The sequence below is a fragment of the Ruegeria sp. H9 genome, assembly GCF_056532915.1.
Genome location: NZ_JBQFNX010000002.1, coordinates 142,512 through 158,599, shown reverse-complemented (window position 1 = coordinate 158,599; position 16,088 = coordinate 142,512). Strand labels below are relative to the sequence as shown.

The 16,088-nt window shown below is 58.1% G+C and carries 16 protein-coding genes; 7 read left to right on the top strand and 9 right to left on the bottom strand.

Annotated elements, in window-relative coordinates:
* Positions 1-23 precede the first annotated feature (23 nt).
* Both ACR0CZ_RS09355 and ACR0CZ_RS09350 read right to left on the bottom strand, forming a co-directional pair.
* Positions 24-1,358, bottom strand: coding sequence for an NAD(P)-dependent oxidoreductase (locus tag ACR0CZ_RS09355; protein WP_170393381.1), 1,335 nt, complete (start codon positions 1,356-1,358; stop codon positions 24-26).
* Positions 1,359-1,517: 159 nt separating this feature from the next.
* Positions 1,518-2,150 (bottom strand): cupin domain-containing protein, encoded by a 633-nt coding sequence (locus ACR0CZ_RS09350; RefSeq protein ID WP_170393382.1) that lies wholly within the window; start codon positions 2,148-2,150, stop codon positions 1,518-1,520.
* Between the two features lie 152 nt (positions 2,151-2,302).
* On the opposite strand from ACR0CZ_RS09350, the gene ACR0CZ_RS09345 reads away from it, so the two are divergent.
* The 3 genes from ACR0CZ_RS09345 (at position 2,303) to ACR0CZ_RS09335 (ending at position 5,378) form a co-directional block, all read left to right on the top strand.
* Entirely contained in the window at positions 2,303-3,298 is a 996-nt protein-coding gene (locus ACR0CZ_RS09345; RefSeq protein WP_170393384.1) for a hypothetical protein, read from the top strand.
* A gap of 72 nt (positions 3,299-3,370) precedes the next feature.
* Complete coding sequence (locus tag ACR0CZ_RS09340; RefSeq protein WP_170393386.1) at positions 3,371-4,663, top strand: O-acetylhomoserine aminocarboxypropyltransferase/cysteine synthase family protein; 1,293 nt, start codon at positions 3,371-3,373, stop codon at positions 4,661-4,663.
* A gap of 4 nt (positions 4,664-4,667) precedes the next feature.
* Positions 4,668-5,378 carry a GNAT family N-acetyltransferase gene (locus tag ACR0CZ_RS09335; RefSeq protein WP_170393388.1) on the top strand — a complete coding sequence of 237 codons (711 nt, stop codon included), beginning with the start codon at positions 4,668-4,670 and terminating at the stop codon, positions 5,376-5,378.
* A gap of 1 nt (position 5,379) precedes the next feature.
* Here ACR0CZ_RS09335 and ACR0CZ_RS09330 read toward each other — a convergent pair whose 3' ends face one another.
* Positions 5,380-6,075, bottom strand: coding sequence for an SIMPL domain-containing protein (locus ACR0CZ_RS09330; RefSeq protein WP_170393390.1), 696 nt, complete (start codon positions 6,073-6,075; stop codon positions 5,380-5,382).
* 164 nt (positions 6,076-6,239) lie between these two features.
* Between ACR0CZ_RS09330 and ACR0CZ_RS09325 the strand changes: the two genes are divergently transcribed.
* Positions 6,240-8,126 (top strand): hypothetical protein, encoded by a 1,887-nt coding sequence (locus ACR0CZ_RS09325; RefSeq protein ID WP_170801161.1) that lies wholly within the window; start codon positions 6,240-6,242, stop codon positions 8,124-8,126.
* 56 nt (positions 8,127-8,182) lie between these two features.
* Here the strand turns inward: ACR0CZ_RS09325 and hppD are convergent, their stop codons facing one another.
* A complete protein-coding gene (hppD, locus tag ACR0CZ_RS09320; RefSeq protein ID WP_170393394.1) occupies positions 8,183-9,280 on the bottom strand; it encodes a 4-hydroxyphenylpyruvate dioxygenase in 1,098 nt (365 codons plus the stop codon).
* A gap of 147 nt (positions 9,281-9,427) precedes the next feature.
* On the opposite strand from hppD, the gene ACR0CZ_RS09315 reads away from it, so the two are divergent.
* Positions 9,428-9,883 (top strand): Lrp/AsnC family transcriptional regulator, encoded by a 456-nt coding sequence (locus ACR0CZ_RS09315; RefSeq protein WP_170393715.1) that lies wholly within the window; start codon positions 9,428-9,430, stop codon positions 9,881-9,883.
* Positions 9,884-9,903: 20 nt separating this feature from the next.
* Entirely contained in the window at positions 9,904-11,787 is a 1,884-nt protein-coding gene (locus tag ACR0CZ_RS09310) for a monovalent cation:proton antiporter-2 (CPA2) family protein (RefSeq protein ID WP_170393396.1), read from the top strand.
* On the opposite strand, the gene cobT is transcribed toward ACR0CZ_RS09310, so the two are convergent.
* Positions 11,784-12,794 (bottom strand): nicotinate-nucleotide--dimethylbenzimidazole phosphoribosyltransferase, encoded by a 1,011-nt coding sequence (gene cobT / locus ACR0CZ_RS09305; RefSeq protein ID WP_170393399.1) that lies wholly within the window; start codon positions 12,792-12,794, stop codon positions 11,784-11,786. The two genes, ACR0CZ_RS09310 and cobT, sit on opposite strands and share 4 nt — an antisense overlap.
* A gap of 79 nt (positions 12,795-12,873) precedes the next feature.
* Here cobT and cobS point away from each other — a divergent pair, with 79 nt between their 5' ends.
* Positions 12,874-13,638: an adenosylcobinamide-GDP ribazoletransferase gene (cobS, locus tag ACR0CZ_RS09300; RefSeq protein ID WP_480503155.1), complete on the top strand. Its 765-nt coding sequence runs from the start codon at positions 12,874-12,876 to the stop codon at positions 13,636-13,638.
* Here the strand turns inward: cobS and ACR0CZ_RS09295 are convergent.
* The 4 genes from ACR0CZ_RS09295 to ACR0CZ_RS09280 form a co-directional block, all read right to left on the bottom strand.
* Positions 13,635-14,396 carry an ion channel gene (locus ACR0CZ_RS09295; RefSeq protein WP_170393718.1) on the bottom strand — a complete coding sequence of 254 codons (762 nt, stop codon included), beginning with the start codon at positions 14,394-14,396 and terminating at the stop codon, positions 13,635-13,637. The two genes, cobS and ACR0CZ_RS09295, sit on opposite strands and share 4 nt — an antisense overlap.
* 124 nt (positions 14,397-14,520) lie before the next feature.
* Complete coding sequence (locus ACR0CZ_RS09290; protein ID WP_010439402.1) at positions 14,521-15,030, bottom strand: CarD family transcriptional regulator; 510 nt, start codon at positions 15,028-15,030, stop codon at positions 14,521-14,523.
* Positions 15,031-15,314: 284 nt separating this feature from the next.
* Positions 15,315-15,653, bottom strand: a complete 339-nt coding sequence (gene fdxA, locus ACR0CZ_RS09285; protein ID WP_010439399.1) for a ferredoxin FdxA — start codon at positions 15,651-15,653, stop codon at positions 15,315-15,317.
* 65 nt (positions 15,654-15,718) lie between these two features.
* Positions 15,719-16,084, bottom strand: a complete 366-nt coding sequence (locus tag ACR0CZ_RS09280) for an RNA-binding S4 domain-containing protein (RefSeq protein ID WP_170393403.1) — start codon at positions 16,082-16,084, stop codon at positions 15,719-15,721.
* Positions 16,085-16,088 lie beyond the last annotated feature (4 nt).

Below are 16,088 nucleotides of genomic sequence, written 5' to 3'. Positions count from 1 at the left end.
CGCTGCATCTTTGTCTTTGAGTTTCACGCGCTCAGAGCAGCGTGGATATCCATCGCGGCATCGCGACCTTCGGCTACGGCGGTCACGGTCAGGTCTTCGCCTCCTGCCGCACAGTCTCCGCCAGCCCACACACCGGTCATTGAAGTGCGTCCCGCCCCGGTCACGGCAATCTTATTGCCATCCAGCGTTAGGCCTTCCGGCGCACCGTCAAGCGTCTGACCGATGGCCTTAAGAACCTGATCGGCCGGCACACGGACAGATTCACCCGTTCCGGTCAGTCGACCATCATGGCTCGCAGTATACTCCAATTCGATCTCTGCTGCGGCACCATTTCCGTGAATAGCCACCGGCTGAACATTGCAGAGAATCCGAACACCATGCGACGCCGCCAAATCCTGTTCGTACCGGCTTGCACCCATCGCGTCGCGACCTCGGCGATAGGCGATGGTGACGTGCTCAGCGCCTAGCAGTTTCGATTTCACTGCCGCATCTACGGCAGTCATACCACCGCCAATCACAACGACATTGCGACCCACAGGTAGATCAACCAGATCGCTGGCCTGTCGCACATCCGAGATAAAGTCGACCGCCGGGCGCACCCCGTCTTTATCGACCCCATCAGCCCGCAGTGCGTTCACCCCCGCAAGTCCTATTGACAGGAAAACAGCGTCATAGTTCTCCTGCAACCCTTCCAGAGAAATCGTCTCTCCCAGAATCGAACCGGTCTCGATCGCGATCCCGCCTATTTTAAGCAGCCAATCGACCTCGGCCTGTGCAAAATCATTGGTAGATTTATACGCCGCAATCCCGTATTCGTTCAGACCGCCTGGCTTGGGCTTGCCTTCGTGGATCACCACATCGTGCCCCAGCATCGCCAGACGATGCGCACAGGCCAGACCGGCGGGCCCTGCCCCAACTACGGCAATTGTCTTGCCGGTTGCTGTGGCGCGCTCGAACGGATGCGCACCCGAGGCCATCACATCATCGGTTGCATAACGCTGCAGGCGTCCGATCTCGACCGGCTTGCCTTCGGCCGTCTCACGCACGCAAGCCTCTTCACACAAAGTTTCGGTCGGACAAACCCGGGCACACATGCCGCCCAGAATGTTCTGCTCCAGAATGGTCTGCCCTGCCGCCTGCGGTTGCCCGGCCTGAATCTGGCGAATGAACAACGGAATATCGATATCCGTAGGACAGGCCGTCACACATGGCGCGTCATAGCAGAAATAGCATCGATCGGCGGCCACAGCGGCCTCGTGCGGGGCCAGTGGCGGATGCAGATCGGTGAAATTCGAGGTCAGCTCATCGCTGGAAAGCCGCCCGGAGACGATCCCGGGTGCCATCTGGCCCTGTGCCATCACTCTACTCCCTGTAGATATGTTTGTTATGGACCCCAGCTTGCCACAATCTGATTTTTTATCAATTGGTAAAATTTGCCAAATGGTCAAAAAATGAAAAATCCGGGCGGAATGGTCCGGATTCAGTCAGAAATTGCCTATTTTGTTGGCAGCGGCGGCTCAGACCATCCCACCCAGGTGGCCGGATTTGATCCAAACACGGGCTCCGCCCTCTCCTGCTACAGCAGCAAAGCGTGATCCAGGCGGCAAGCGCAACCAGTCCCAAGTGCCAAATTCTTCGCCCGCCTCGGCAAAGCCACCTTCGATAACAAAGACCTCAAACCCCTTATCGGCGTCCAATTCAATATGTTCGCCAGCGCCCCAGGTTTGCACCTGGACATCCTCATGCACGTCCTTGAACAAATCGATATCTCCGCCCCCGTTGATCGAGCGCCGAACCTCGGTGCGGTCGTCGGGGTCGAACTGATGCAATTTGACCAGAATAGTCGCGCCTTCGCTGGCCGAAGGTGTATGGGAGGACGTCGGGGGATTGCGTACATAGCTGCCGACAGGGAAATCTCCGGTTTCATCCTGGAACACTCCGTCCAGCACCAGATATTCCTCACCCCCGTCATGAGTATGCGCCGAAAACGCGCTGCCGGGGGCAAAGCGCACGATGGTTGTGGCACGCGCCACTTCCTCGCCAATGCGGTCCAGCATCTTGCGTTCGACGCCAGCAGCCGGTGACGCGACCCATTCGGTCTGATCAAAGTGAACGGCGACCCGCTGTGTGAAATCTGCATTGACCCGCATCTGCAATCCTCATGCGTTGCTGTCACATTAGATGGGAGCACGAGCCGGATTTGCAAACCGGTCATGTTTGGGGTTTTGACGCCCTTCACAGCTTGTTGTACTTCCGGTTGAGGCAGCGGCCGAATACCGGCCCGATCAGAAAGCGCAACACGATGCAGGCAAGCCCGGCGACATTCAACATCCTCATCATCGGGCAAAACAACCGGCTGCAATACGAGGCATTGCTTTTCGCCGCCTCGCTGCGCCACAGCTCATCAGGGTTCAAAGGTCGGCTGTTCGTGGGGGTGCCACAGCCCGGCCCTCTTTGGCCTCAGAACCCCAGCATTCAGGATGCCGAAGTTCTTGAAGCCCTGCAGCATCTGGGTGCCGAGATTCTGCCTTTTGAATCTCATGCTTTTGGCTCGAGCTATCCCAATGGCAACAAGATCGAAGCTTTGCTGGCGATGCCAGAGGGTGAGCCCTTTGTCTTTTTCGACTCCGACACTCTGATCACCGGCGAAATTTCCGACGTCCCGTTCGATTTCGAACAGCCCGGCGCCTCACTTCGGGTCGAGGGAACATGGCCCAAACCCACGCTCTACGGCCCAGGATATGAGGGTATCTGGCGCGCACTGTATGACCGGTTCGGGCTGGATTTCGAAAGCTCTCTCGATCCCAGCCAGCCCGAGGGTTATTGGCGGCGCTACCTGTATTTTAACGCCGGCTATTTCTTCTACAAATGCCCCCGCCAATTTGGTGAGCGGTTTATGGGCTATGCCCGCACCATTCGCGACGAGGAAATCCCCGAACTGACCGGGCAAGTTCTGAACCCGTGGCTAGATCAGATCGCCTTGCCGCTGGTCATCCATTCCTTCGGTGGCGGACGGGATGCCCTGCCCGAGGGCCTGCTGGATGGGTCTGTCAGCTGCCACTATCGCCTGTTCCCGATGCTCTACGCCCGCGAAAGCGATCATGTGGTCGAGATATTGGAAACCGTCGTGGCCCCGAACAAGATCAAAAAAGTGCTCAAAGGCTATGATCCACTGAAGAAGCTGGTGATACAGCGCAAGGGTGCGAAGATCCGGGCATTGTTCGACCGAAACAACCTGCCCGCACGCGAACAGGTCATTCGCAAAACGATCAAGTCCAAGGGGCTTTGGCTGCGGTGACGCGGACATTGTGCCAGGCGAGCCAATGTCCTAGAGATTCAGCAACACACATTCCAACAGGAGATTTCCTCGATGTCTGACGGACCCACCTACGGTTTTGACACGCTGCAAATTCACGCCGGGGCCCGCCCCGACCCTGCCACAGGCGCGCGCCAGACACCGATCTACCAGACCACCGCTTATGTCTTCCGCGACGCTGACCACGCCGCCGCGCTGTTCAATCTGCAGGAAGTGGGGTTCATCTATTCCCGCCTGACCAACCCGACGGTTGCCGTGCTGCAGGAACGTGTGGCGACGCTTGAGGGCGGCGTTGGCGCGGTGTGCTGTTCCTCGGGTCACGCGGCGCAGATCATGGCGCTGTTCCCGCTGATGGGACCGGGCTGCAACGTGGTGGCTTCGACCCGTCTGTACGGCGGCACGGTCACGCAGTTCAGCCAGACGATCAAACGCTTTGGCTGGTCGGCCAAGTTTGTCGACACCGATGATCTGGACGCCGTCAAGGACGCTATCGACGAAAACACCCGCGCGGTGTTCTGCGAATCCATCGCCAACCCGGGCGGTTATGTCACCGATATCCGTGCGCTGGCGGATGTGGCGGACGCAGCAGGCATTCCGCTGATCGTCGACAACACCTCGGCCACGCCCTACCTGTGCCGCCCGATTGAACACGGCGCGACTCTGGTCGTTCACTCGACCACCAAGTACCTGACCGGCAACGGCACCGTGACCGGCGGCTGCATCGTGGATTCGGGCAAGTTCGACTGGTCGGCGAATGACAAGTTCCCCTCGCTCAGCGAACCCGAATCCGCCTATCACGGCCTGAAATTCCACGAGACCTTCGGCCCGCTCGCCTTTACATTCCACGGCATCGCGATCGGTCTACGCGATCTGGGCATGACGATGAACCCTCAGGCGGCGCATTACACACTGATGGGGATAGAAACGCTATCGCTACGGATGGAGCGCCATGTCGAAAACGCGCAGAAGATAGCAGCGTGGCTCGAGGCAGACGACCGTGTGGATTACGTGACATATGCTGGCCTGCCATCCTCGCCTTATAGCGACAGGGTAAAAAAGCACTACCCGCGCGGCGCGGGCGCCCTGTTCACCTTTGCGGTCAAGGGCGGCTATGACGCCTGCGTAAAGCTGGTGAACGCGCTTGAGATCTTCAGCCACGTGGCCAACCTTGGCGACGCACGGTCGCTGATCATCCACTCGGCCTCGACCACACACCGTCAGTTGACGCCCGAGCAGCAGGAAGCTGCAGGCGCAGGCCCTGGAGTGGTGCGCGTGTCCATCGGGATCGAGGATGCAGACGATCTGATCGCTGATCTCGATCAGGCTCTGTCCAAAGCCAGCGCCTGATCCGATGACCGGGCACAACACAAATGAACTGGGTCAACCCATCGGTTTTTCGGTCACGGGCGAGTTCCCTCGCCCCACGCCACCTTACACACCGATGCAGGGCCGGTTCTGTTCCGTTGTGCCATTGGATGTAAACAGGCACGCGCCCGGCTTGTACCGGGCGTTTGCCAATGACATGGACGGCCACAATTGGACTTATCTGCCCTACGGCCCGTTCGACTCTGAGGCGGATTTCACCGCATGGGCGCAGTCAAACTGCATGGATGCGGACCCGATGTTCCATACAGTGCTCGACGCGGATGAGGTACCCGTCGGGATGGCCTCGTACCTTCGAGTCGAACCAGCCGCGGGTGCGATCGAAGTGGGCCACATCCATTTCTCACCTCTGCTGCAGCGTAAACCGCAATCGACCGAAGTGATGTATCTGATGATGCGCCGGGTATTCGATGAGCTTGGCTATCGCCGCTACGAATGGAAATGCGATGCGCTGAACGCGCCATCAAAACGCGCAGCTGAACGTTTGGGTTTCACGTTCGAGGGCGTCTTCCGGCAGGCGACACATTACAAAGGACGCAACCGGGATACGGCGTGGTTTTCGATTATCGACAGCGAGTGGCCGCGCATTCGCGCGGCATTCGAGAACTGGCTTGCGCCGGGGAATTTCGAAGCATCGGGCCAGCAGCGCCAACCGCTGCAAGCCCGCGTTGGATCGTAGCTTACTCCGCGATTTCGAACTCCATCGCGATATTGACCGAAACGGAAATCTCTCCGCCTGCGACCGGCACGCCACCGGCGTCCGACATCGCCATCTCGCGCATCTGAGCCATCGGGCGAACACCTCCGCCGTGGTCGTTGATCGATAGGACGGGACCCAGGGTAACTCCGGACGCCTGCGCCAGTTGCTGCGCCTTCTCGGTCGCATCTGCCACAGCTTTGGCCCGTGCTTCAGCCTCAAGCGGTTTGGGCTCTTGCACGCCAAAGCTCAGACCGCCGAAATCATTGGCACCGTCCTTGATGACCGCATCCATGATCTGGCCCAGATTATCCAGATCCCGCACGCGTACCGAAACGCGGTTGGACGCGGTGAACCCAGTGATCTTGGGTGGCTCATTTCTGGAATTGCTGCGCCCCGACCAGACCGGTGAAAGCGAAAGATCGCGCGTCTGAACATCGCGCGCCTCCAATCCCATTTCGTCCAGTCGTTTGAGGATCTGCGTCACCGCGTCCGAGGTCGCCTGCATCGCTACCGATGCCTGCGCATCCTGATTGGTCACGCCCAGTGTTATCGTTGCCATATCGGGTGCAACCAGAGCCGTACCGGTCCCGCTGACCGAGATGCGACGTTCTTCCGCATGGGCGGGCAGAGTCGCGGTGGCAGCGGCCATGGCGGCCAAAAAAGCAAGTGTCTTCAAGATGATCCCTCCTTGATGCTTGCTCTCAAGATGGGTGGTCGGGCCCGTACACGGCAAGGGGGAAACGTGCCTTTTTCTTTCCCTCGGCGAGTTCCTGCTCTAATCTCGGCGGGCAGACATCTAAGCGTTTGCATAAAAGCCGACAATTATGGTTCATCGCGATTATGAAACCCGCCTTTGCGCTGTCATTTTCTGAAAACGGCATTTCCTTGCATCATCAGTCGGATGGAGACTGGTACTGCATTGGAACCGTTCCGTTAGATGCGTCGGATTTCGCGGACCAGATGCAGGCCCTTCGGGATCAGGGATTCGCGCTGGAAAATGACCTGAGTTGCAAGCTTGTTATTCCATCCGATCAGGTGCGCCTCTTGGTTGTCGACACCGATGGTTTGGACACCGATGCAGCGGCGAAAAAGGTCAAGGATACGTTGGCCGCAGCCACGCCCTATGAGCTATCAGAGCTGGCTTATGTCGCGGGCAACGCGGGGACTGAGACCCCGGTTGCCGCTGTGGCCCAGCAAACGCTGGACGAAGCCAGCGCATTTGCCACCGATCATGGCTTTATCCCCGAGGCATTCTGGGTCAGCGCAACCGGCAACGATGCTCTGGACGCGCCATTTCTGGAACTGCCGATCATTGTGGATGAGGACGCTGTGATTGCGGCCCCCAAACCCGTTGATACGCCGGACATACCGGTTCACGCCATCGCTGAAGATGCAGCCCCCCCTGCATTTGAGCCTGCTACCAAAGCACTGCCCTCGTCTGCCAAGACAGGAACGGATCTGAAACGCTTTGCAATTCCTGCGATCGCAGCGTCGGTTGTGGTTGGAATGTTGCTGGGTGTCTGGTCTTACAACAGCTCTGACCCCGAAATTGTCGAAGTGGCCGAACCGTTAGAGCCCGAGCTGCAGCCAGAGCCAGAAATTGCAACTGCAGAACCGCAGGCACAACCCGAACCTCAGGAAACCGAGATCGCAAGCCTCCCACAAGAACCTGAAGTGGCAGAGGAAGAACCGGTGCTCACCCCCACGGACGAGGCCATTCTCGAAGCACTGAAGATTGAACCGGAGCCGGTCGAAGACATCGCTGATCTGCCAGAGAGCAGAACCGAGTTTCGTGAGTTTACCGGCACCGCCCCTGTTGAACCTTCAGAACTGGAGCCAGCGCCTGTGGCTGGCGTGGATAATCAATATCTCACATCGGTCGATCGCTCGGACCTGTCGACCGATTCCGTCGCACTACCCGAACTTGCCAGCCTCGACACAGATGCGTCTTTTGAGTCGATCTCTTTGCCAGGCCAAGCGGGGCAGCGGTTCAACCTGGATGAACGCGGACTTGTGACGCCAAGTGCCGAAGGCACGCTGAACCCGGCCGGTGTAATGGTTTATCTGGGTCGTCCCGCGTCCGTGCCCCCCGAACCCCCAACCAGGTTCGAAACAGAACCCGTTGTCATAGAAGAGTTCGATGAGAGACTCGCGGCGTTTCGCCCACGGCCACGCCCGGAAAATCTGGTGGATCAATTCGAACGCCAGCAACTTGGCGGTCGATCCCGGCAAGAACTGGCCTCGGTCCGGCCCAAGCTGCGGCCCGAGTCTCTGCAAACCCCTCCGCAGGTCGATGAAACCCCGACTGCGCTGGCTGTTGTACGGGTACCCCGTCCAAAAATCAGGCCTGCCAGCATCACGGCGCGCGCGACACGGCAACCTAGTTCTGGGAGTGCAGCGCTGGCCTCGACCGCAAATGTGGCCAGTAATGCCGATGAAGTTGGTTCGTTCCAACCCAGAACGGTCAATCCCAAAATTCCGTCTTCCGCGTCAGTTGCGCGACAAGCAACCATCGACAACGCGATTAACCTGCGCAAGTTGAACCTAATCGGCGTGTACGGCACCCCGGCAAACCGCCGTGCTTTGGTCCGCCTGCCCAGCGGACGCTACAAAAAGCTGAAGGTGGGCGATCGCATCGACGGAGGTAATGTCATCGCCATCGGCGACAGCGAGTTGCGCTATCAGAAGCGCGGCAAGAACATCACGCTCAAGATGCCGCGCGGGTAAAGAAAAAGCGCCATGTCGGTCAGACACGGCGCTCGGTTGATTTCATTGATTCATGTTTAGGCTGCCGAGATTTCACCCGACTCGATCTGCTCGCGTTCGATCGATTCAAACAGGGCTTTGAAGTTGCCCTCACCAAACCCGTCATCCCCTTTACGCTGAATGAACTCAAAGAAGATCGGGCCAATGACTGTTTTCGAAAAGATCTGCAGCAGAATCTTGGTCTCACCGCCATCAACTACACCTTCGCCGTCGATCAGAATGCCGTGCTTCATCATCCGATGCTTGGGCTCATCATGGCCGGACACACGGTCGTAAGACATGTCATAATAGGCCTCGTTCGGACCGGGCATGAACTTCAGACCCTTCTCGGCAATGGCATCGGTCGAGGCGTAGATGTCGTCGCTGCCCACCGCGATATGCTGGATGCCTTCGCCATTGTACTTCTTCAGGTAGGAGACGATCTGTCCGGTCTCGCCACGATCTTCATTGATCGGAATTCGGATGCGACCACAAGGTGAAGTCAACGCGCGACTGTAAAGCCCGGTGAACTTACCTTGAATGTCGAAAAAGCGGATTTCACGGAAGTTGAACAGGTCGCCGTAGAATTTGAACCACTTGTCCATGTTGCCCTTGAACACGTTGTGGGTCAGGTGATCGAGATAGTAGAACCCATCGCCGCGCGGTTTTGACTGCTCCAGCCATTCAAATTCCTCGTTGTAGGGCGAGGTGTCATAATACTGATCGATGAAGTAGATCAGCGAACCACCAATGCCCTTGATCGCCGGAACATTCATGGTCTTGTCTGCGCCATCATAAGGCTCAGCCCCTTTGGCGATCGCGTGCTCATAGGCCTTCTGAGCATCAACAACGCGCCAGCCCATGGCAGGGGCGCAGGGGCCGTGCTCGGCCACGAATTTGGCTGCAAAACTGTCAGGATCCGCGTTCAGGATGTAGGTTACATCACCCTGTTGCCAAAGCTCAACCTTGGGGGTGTTGCGGTGATAGCCGACATAGTCGAAGCCCATTCGCGCAAACAGGTCTCGCAGCTCTTGCGGCTCGGGGTGTGCGAATTCAACAAACTCAAACCCGTCGGTACCGGCTGGGTTTTCTTCGCTGATGACAGATTTCGGGGCGTTATGCGGGAAAGGACCCATGGCGCGTCTCCTCGGAAAACAGGAATTTCTTTGCTGATTCAAAAATACGCCTTAATGAGTGCTGTTTCTGCGCATTGTTTTCGTATAAACTAAGTTTAGATGCGTACTTTCCGCATATTGATTGCAAATTTTGGGGAAACGCCGCACGTGCTGGATCGGATTGATATCGGAATACTCGCAGCTTTGCAGCGCGACGCGCATCTGACGTCGCAGCAATTGGGTGATGTGCTGAATCTATCCGCCAGTCAGGCGGGCCGTCGCCGACAGCGCCTTGAGGCCGAGGGTTATATCACTGGGTACACCGCACGACTGGACCCGCTGAGGCTGGGGCTACAGGTTCAGGGGTTCATTCAGGTGCATCTGGGCACTCATGGCCCCGAACAATCCGCAGGCTTCGCCCGCATGGTCAACACCCGCCCCGAGATCACCAGCGCCTGGACGATGACAGGTGAGGCAGATTACCTGCTTCATGTCTATTGTGAAGACTTATCCGCACTCAATACCTTGCTTCACGAAGTGATCCTGCCGCATCCTGCAGTTGCACGGGTGCAAAGCCAGATCGTGATGGACCAATTGAAACGCGACGCGCCGCTCCCGACCTGAGCGGATTTAAGAGGACAATAATGAACGAGTTCCTTTATCAGGCATCGATCTATCTGGCAGCTGCGGTGATCGCGGTGCCGCTTTCCGCCCGTTTGGGTCTGGGATCGGTGCTGGGTTATCTGGCCGCAGGCATCGCGATTGGTCCCATTTTGGGCCTTGTCGGGGCCGAGACGGAAAGCCTGCAGCATGTGGCCGAATTCGGCGTCGTGATGATGCTGTTCCTGATCGGGCTCGAGCTTGAGCCCCGTGCCTTGTGGGATATGCGGGACAAATTGTTAGGCTTGGGCGGGCTGCAGGTCGGCCTGTCGACCGCAGCAATCGCAGCTGTGGCGTTTTATGCTGGTCATCAATGGTCGGTGGCGCTGGCGGTTGGATTAACCTTGTCACTTTCTTCCACGGCAATCGTGCTGCAGACCCTGTCCGAAAAGGGCCTGATGCAAACCAACGGAGGTCGAGCAACCTTCTCGGTCCTGCTGACGCAGGACATTGCCGTAATCCCGATCCTAGCTTTTCTGCCGCTGCTTGCCCTGCCCGCAAGTATCCATATCGAAGATGACGGCTCCATCAGCCGTGGCGTAGGCATAGCCAAAGACGCGGACTATCACGCCAAACTCTCGCTGGTCGAAGGACTGCCCGGCTGGGCCGTTACGCTTGTCACCATTGGCGCTGTCGCGTTTGTCGTATTGGCCGGCATCTACCTGACCCGCCCACTGTTCCGTTTCATCCACGCCACCCACCTGCGCGAGATGTATACGGCACTGGCGCTAATGATCGTGGTCGGCATCTCGTTCCTGATGACCCTTGTGGGCCTGTCGCCCGCTCTTGGCGCGTTTCTCGCCGGAGTGGTTCTGGCCAGTTCGGAGTTCCGACACGAAATGGAAAGCGACCTTGAGCCGTTCAAGGGGCTGTTGCTGGGCCTGTTCTTCATCACCGTGGGCGCTGGGATCGATATCGGGTATTTCTTCGCCGACCCGTTTGACCTGATCGGTTTGGCCTTGCTGGTCATACTGGCCAAGGGGATCATCCTGTTCATCGTCGGGCGCGCCTTCAAGCTGCGCGGGCGCGATCACTGGCTGTTCACGCTGGGTTTGGCCCAGGCCGGCGAATTCGGCTTTGTCTTGTTGGCGTTTTCTACGCAGCAGAACGTGATTCCACCGGGTTTGTCGCAAAAACTGTTGATGATCATTGCGCTGACCATGTTGATCACACCGCTTCTGTTTATCGTCTACGACGTACTTTCGCGCTTTCTCGGCGAGAGCAATCCGCAGGTTGAACCCGATCAGATCGACGAAAAAGGCCCTGTCATCATCGCCGGGATCGGTCGCTTTGGGCAGATCGTCAACCGGCTGGTACAGGCAAGTGGGTTTAAAACAGTTGTTCTGGACCACGATATCGAAACGATCCAGCTGATGCGACGGTTCGGTGTCAAAGGCTTCCTTGGCGACCCCACTCGCCCCGAATTGCTGCGTGCTGCTGGAATCGAAAAGGCAGCGGTCCTTGTCGCGGCCATGGATGACTACAAACAGGTCACACGTCTCGTCGGATATGCCCGCCGCCAGCGGCCCGATCTGCACATCATCGCCCGCGCCCGCGACCGCAACCACGTCTATGAACTCTATCAGGCCGGGGCCAACGACATTGTCCGCGAGATGTTCGACGGATCGTTACGCGCGGGCCGCTATGTTTTGGAGAATATCGGCCTCAGTGAATACGAGGCCGCACAGGCCGAGCAGACCTTCTATCACCACGATCGGGGATCGGTGCGCGAGCTTGCAGAACTGTGGATCCCCGGCATGCCGACAGCCGAAAACAAGAAATACATCGAGCGTGCGCGGCAACTGGAAAAAGATCTGGAAACCGCGCTGTTGGAACTGGCCGAGGAACACGCCAAGAAGTCGGCTTAACCATCCGACACACCCGCTTCAGCGAATGTCGCCATGCCGGAATGGCAAGCAACCGCGCTTTTCAGAATGTTGATCGCCAACGCCCCGCCCGAGCCTTCGCCCAGGCGCAGGCCGAGGGTCAGCAATGGCTCCTTGCCGAGCTTGCCCAGCATCGCGGCATGCGCGCCCTCGGCGCTTTGGTGGCCCGCGATGGTGTGATCCAGCGCTGTTTCCGAAATCTGCGCCAGACAGGCTGCAGCTGCGGTGCAGATGAATCCATCCAAAATGACCGGTATCCGCAATACGCGCGCGGCGGCTATCGCACCAGCCATAGCCGCAATCTCGCGTCCGCCGAGGCACCTTAGAATATGAAGTCCATCGCCCTGACCATGCAGGGCGACGCCTTCCGCAACAACCCGGGTTTTGTTCGCCAGACCTGCATCATCCACACCGGTCCCGCGGCCAGTCCAGTCGGCAGCATCCCCGCCAAACAGCGCGCAAGCGATGGCTGCAGCCGGCGTGGTATTTCCGATCCCCATCTCTCCAACAACCAGCAGATCGGCCTGCGGATCAACCGCCTGCCATCCTGTGCGCAGTGCGCTTAGAAATTCCTCTTCGCTCATCGCGGGGGTTTGGGTAAAATCTGCGGTCGGACGGTCCAGCTCCAGCGCGTGCACGTCCATCTTCGCGCCCGCAGCCTTTGCCAACTGGTTGATCGCCGCGCCGCCATGTTCGAAATTCATGACCATCTGCACCGTCACTTCGGGCGGGAACGCCGAGACACCTTGAGCAGTTACGCCATGGTTGCCCGCAAACACGATGACCTGTGGCGCGTTGATCTGAGGCCGCGCATCCCCGCGCCAACCTGCATACCAGATCGCTAGATCCTCAAGCCGCCCCAACGCGCCGGGCGGTTTGGTTAGTTGACCGTTGCGCTCTTCCGCGCCCTGCTTGGCAGCGGTGTCCGGACCGGGTGCGCCGGTCAGCGCATTGCGGAAACTGTTCAGGTCATTGAGTTCGGGCAGCATGGAAAGCCTCGTTGCATCAGAGTGGTTGTGTGTGTTTAACCAATGCTGGCAAAGCAACAAGACCCGGAAAGGCCTGGGAGTGACCAAAAACGACACCGCCCCGTTTTCCCTGTGGGATATCCCACTGGCTCTGGTCCTTTTGACGCGCCTGCCCCTGCCACCCCTGCCCGATCAAGCGTTCACCCGCCAGTCGCGTGCGGCTTGGGCCTATCCCCTTGCCGGGCTTGTTGTGGGGGCGCTGGCTTGCGGCGTCGCCTGGATTGCAATCTGGGCGCAGCTGCCAACCCTTGCCACCGCCGCCCTACTGGTCGCCACGTTGATCATCGCAACCGGAGCGATGCACGAAGACGGGCTAGCCGATACGGCCGACGGGCTTTGGGGCGGCTTCACAACCGAACGTCGACTGGAGATCATGAAGGACAGCCATATCGGCACTTACGGCGTACTGGCCCTGTTGCTGGGCCAACTGCTTCGAATTGCTGCTGTCATGGCACTGATCGGTGCGGGTCTGTTGACGGGCATATTGGCCGCCTGCCTGTTCTCACGCGCCGTGATGCCCGTGCTGATGCGCGCGCTACCCAACGCTCGCAAATCGGGGCTGAGCCATTCGGTTGGTGCGCCCCCCTTGTCTGCGGTGCTGGCCGGTATCGTGTTGGCTATCGTCCTGTCGCTATTGCTGCTGGGTGGATCAGCCATCACGCCGATGCTCTGCGCCCTGCTTGCAGCGGCTTTTGTCGCTCGCATCGCCAAGACCAAGATCGGTGGCCAAACCGGTGATATTCTGGGGGCCACGCAGCAGACCTCGGAAATCACCTTCCTCCTGGCGCTGACAGCCTCAATCTAAGACGCCCCACCGGTTTCAATGCGCAGCGTCGCGCCACAGTGTTTGCAATGCACAGCATCCGGATCGTGCCGGAACAGGCCGCAGCTTGGGCATTTGTAGCGCACTTTCTGCGGCATGAAGATCGCCTGCGCCAGACGGACAAACAACGCCACGCCAACAACCATGATGAAAACGGAAAACAGCTTTCCCGCTGGTGTGCCCAGCGTGATATCTCCGAACCCCGTTGTCGTCAGGGTCGCCATAGTGAAATAAAGTGCGTCGATATAGGGGGTCTGCGCATCTTCGGGGACGAAAAAGACCAGTACTGCAGTCGAGGTTGCAAAAACAAAGACCATCAGATTGATCGCCGCAATCACCGCGTCCTCGTGGGTTCGGAAGAAAGGACTATCTCGGCGCAAATCCCGCAGCAGATGATAGGAATGGATCAGCCGCAACGCGCGCAATATCCGAAGGAACGCGAGATTGCCGGTCAGGAACGGGTCAAGCAGCAGCGACACGATCACAACGATGTCTGCCATCGTGTAAATCTGGCGCAGCAGTTTCCAGCGGTCTTTGGAAATCCACATCCGCGCGGAGAAATCCATTAGGATGATCAGCCCGACACCCAAACTTGCCGCCGTCAGCCCAGGCCCGTGCGGGATATTCGCCGTGGAGACAAAAAAGATGATCGAGGCGATATCGAACAGGATCAGCCCATAGCGAAACCAGACCGAGATCGGCTCGTGGCTGATGTAGAGAAACTTGACAGTTTGCTTCATCATGTCCCCGTATCTTCCTGCAGTTACAGAAAAATACCCGACACACACCACAAGACCAAGCGCCTAGTCACGAAATAGGGCCGCCCCGGATATCGGGACGACCCTTAAATTGGCTTGAACGCGATCAGGCTGCGCGTGAGGTCAGAACCTCATCGACCTGTTTGGCAGCCGAAATCTCATCGGCGCCAGAAACTGCGGCCACTTCGCGTGTCAGACGTTCCAGCGCGGCTTCGTACAGCTGACGCTCGGAATAACTCTGCTCGCGCTGGTCGTCGGTGCGGTGCAGGTCGCGGACCACTTCGGCGATCGAGATCAAGTCGCCCGAGTTGATCTTTTGCTCGTATTCCTGCGCCCGGCGCGACCACATGGCACGCTTGACCTTGGCTTTGCCCTTCAGCGTCTTCATTGCCTGGCTGATCACATCCGGTGAGCTGAGCGACCGAAGACCGGATTCGGTGACCTTGTTGGTTGGCACCCGCAGGGTCATCTTGTCTTTTTCAAAAGAAATCACGAACAGCTCAAGCGAGAAGCCTGCAACTTCCTGCTCTTCGATTGACACGATCTGACCTACGCCATGAGCCGGGTAGACGACATAATCGTTCGGGCGGAACTCAAGCTTTTTCGATTTCGACATTCATATTCATCCTTCATTACTGATCCGGATATGAGACGACAAAAGCACCACAGCCGAGGCCCTGCATGGCCCCGTCAGGCGGCTTATTTGTCATAAATTCAGAACTCCAAAGCGAGCATACTTACGGAGCACATCCCAATCACAGTCATCATTCGGTCCCTAGTATATCACAAATTTGCGACACTCAAAAGACCGCGCCAAGGTAAATGGGAAATTCCCTTTCTACCTCAACTAATTAATGCACAGATTGATGCCAAATGAACGGTAACCGGCTGCCGAATCGGTCAACCGCCCTCGCCGGGGGCTTCCGAGAAATATTTCTCCATCTTGCCTTCTTCGCCGTCGCGTTCCTCGGCCTCGGGCAAGGGGTCTTTTTTGGTCACGATCACCGGCCACATTTCCGAGTATTTCCGGTTGAACTCGACCCATTGCTCCATCCCCGGCTCGGTGTCCGGGCGGATGGCGTCGGCGGGGCATTCGGGTTCGCAGACACCGCAGTCAATGCATTCGTCGGGGTGAATGACCAATGTGTTTTCACCTTCGTAGAAACAATCCACCGGACAAACCTCGACACAGTCGGTGTATTTGCAGCCAATGCAGTTTTCGGTGACAACGTAGGTCATGTTGGATTTCCCGTTTGCGCTTTGGCGACTAGCTAATCCAGTCTGACCGCCGCTTCAAGGTCAGATCACCCCTTTGGGATGCGAGAAAGATCAAGCGCGCGTCTTTCTTTCTTGGTTGGACGACCTTTTCCCTCAAACGCTGGATTCTTGGGCGATACGTCCTGCTTTTCGGTCATATCGAAGTACAAAGCTTGCGCCTCGGGGGCCGGGCCGCGACGCACGCCAAGCGCTTCGATACGTACAACCCGAACAATACGCCCCTGCGGAAAGGTCAGGACATCTCCGGGTGCCACGGCTTGCGCCGGTTTCAGCACCCGATTTCCGTTCAGACGCACATGGCCGCCGCTGACCTGTTTGGCGGCCAGGCTACGGGTCTTGAAGAACCGCGCCTGCCACAACCATTTGTCGATCCGCAGCTTGGCCTCGGCCATCGCG

Excerpts from the sequence above, each read along its gene's own strand:
- ACR0CZ_RS09355 (WP_170393381.1), bottom strand. The coding sequence starts at position 1,358 with ATGGCACAGGGCCAGATGGCACCCGGGATCGTCTCCGGGCGGCTTTCC.
- ACR0CZ_RS09350 (WP_170393382.1), bottom strand. The coding sequence starts at position 2,150 with ATGCGGGTCAATGCAGATTTCACACAGCGGGTCGCCGTTCACTTTGAT.
- ACR0CZ_RS09345 (WP_170393384.1), top strand. The coding sequence starts at position 2,303 with ATGCAGGCAAGCCCGGCGACATTCAACATCCTCATCATCGGGCAAAAC.
- ACR0CZ_RS09340 (WP_170393386.1), top strand. The coding sequence starts at position 3,371 with ATGTCTGACGGACCCACCTACGGTTTTGACACGCTGCAAATTCACGCC.
- ACR0CZ_RS09335 (WP_170393388.1), top strand. The coding sequence starts at position 4,668 with ATGACCGGGCACAACACAAATGAACTGGGTCAACCCATCGGTTTTTCG.
- ACR0CZ_RS09325 (WP_170801161.1), top strand. The coding sequence starts at position 6,240 with ATGAAACCCGCCTTTGCGCTGTCATTTTCTGAAAACGGCATTTCCTTG.
- hppD (WP_170393394.1), bottom strand. The coding sequence starts at position 9,280 with ATGGGTCCTTTCCCGCATAACGCCCCGAAATCTGTCATCAGCGAAGAA.
- ACR0CZ_RS09310 (WP_170393396.1), top strand. The coding sequence starts at position 9,904 with ATGAACGAGTTCCTTTATCAGGCATCGATCTATCTGGCAGCTGCGGTG.
- cobT (WP_170393399.1), bottom strand. The coding sequence starts at position 12,794 with ATGCTGCCCGAACTCAATGACCTGAACAGTTTCCGCAATGCGCTGACC.
- ACR0CZ_RS09295 (WP_170393718.1), bottom strand. The coding sequence starts at position 14,396 with ATGAAGCAAACTGTCAAGTTTCTCTACATCAGCCACGAGCCGATCTCG.
- ACR0CZ_RS09290 (WP_010439402.1), bottom strand. The coding sequence starts at position 15,030 with ATGTCGAAATCGAAAAAGCTTGAGTTCCGCCCGAACGATTATGTCGTC.
- fdxA (WP_010439399.1), bottom strand. The coding sequence starts at position 15,653 with ATGACCTACGTTGTCACCGAAAACTGCATTGGCTGCAAATACACCGAC.
- ACR0CZ_RS09280 (WP_170393403.1), bottom strand. The coding sequence starts at position 16,084 with ATGGCCGAGGCCAAGCTGCGGATCGACAAATGGTTGTGGCAGGCGCGG.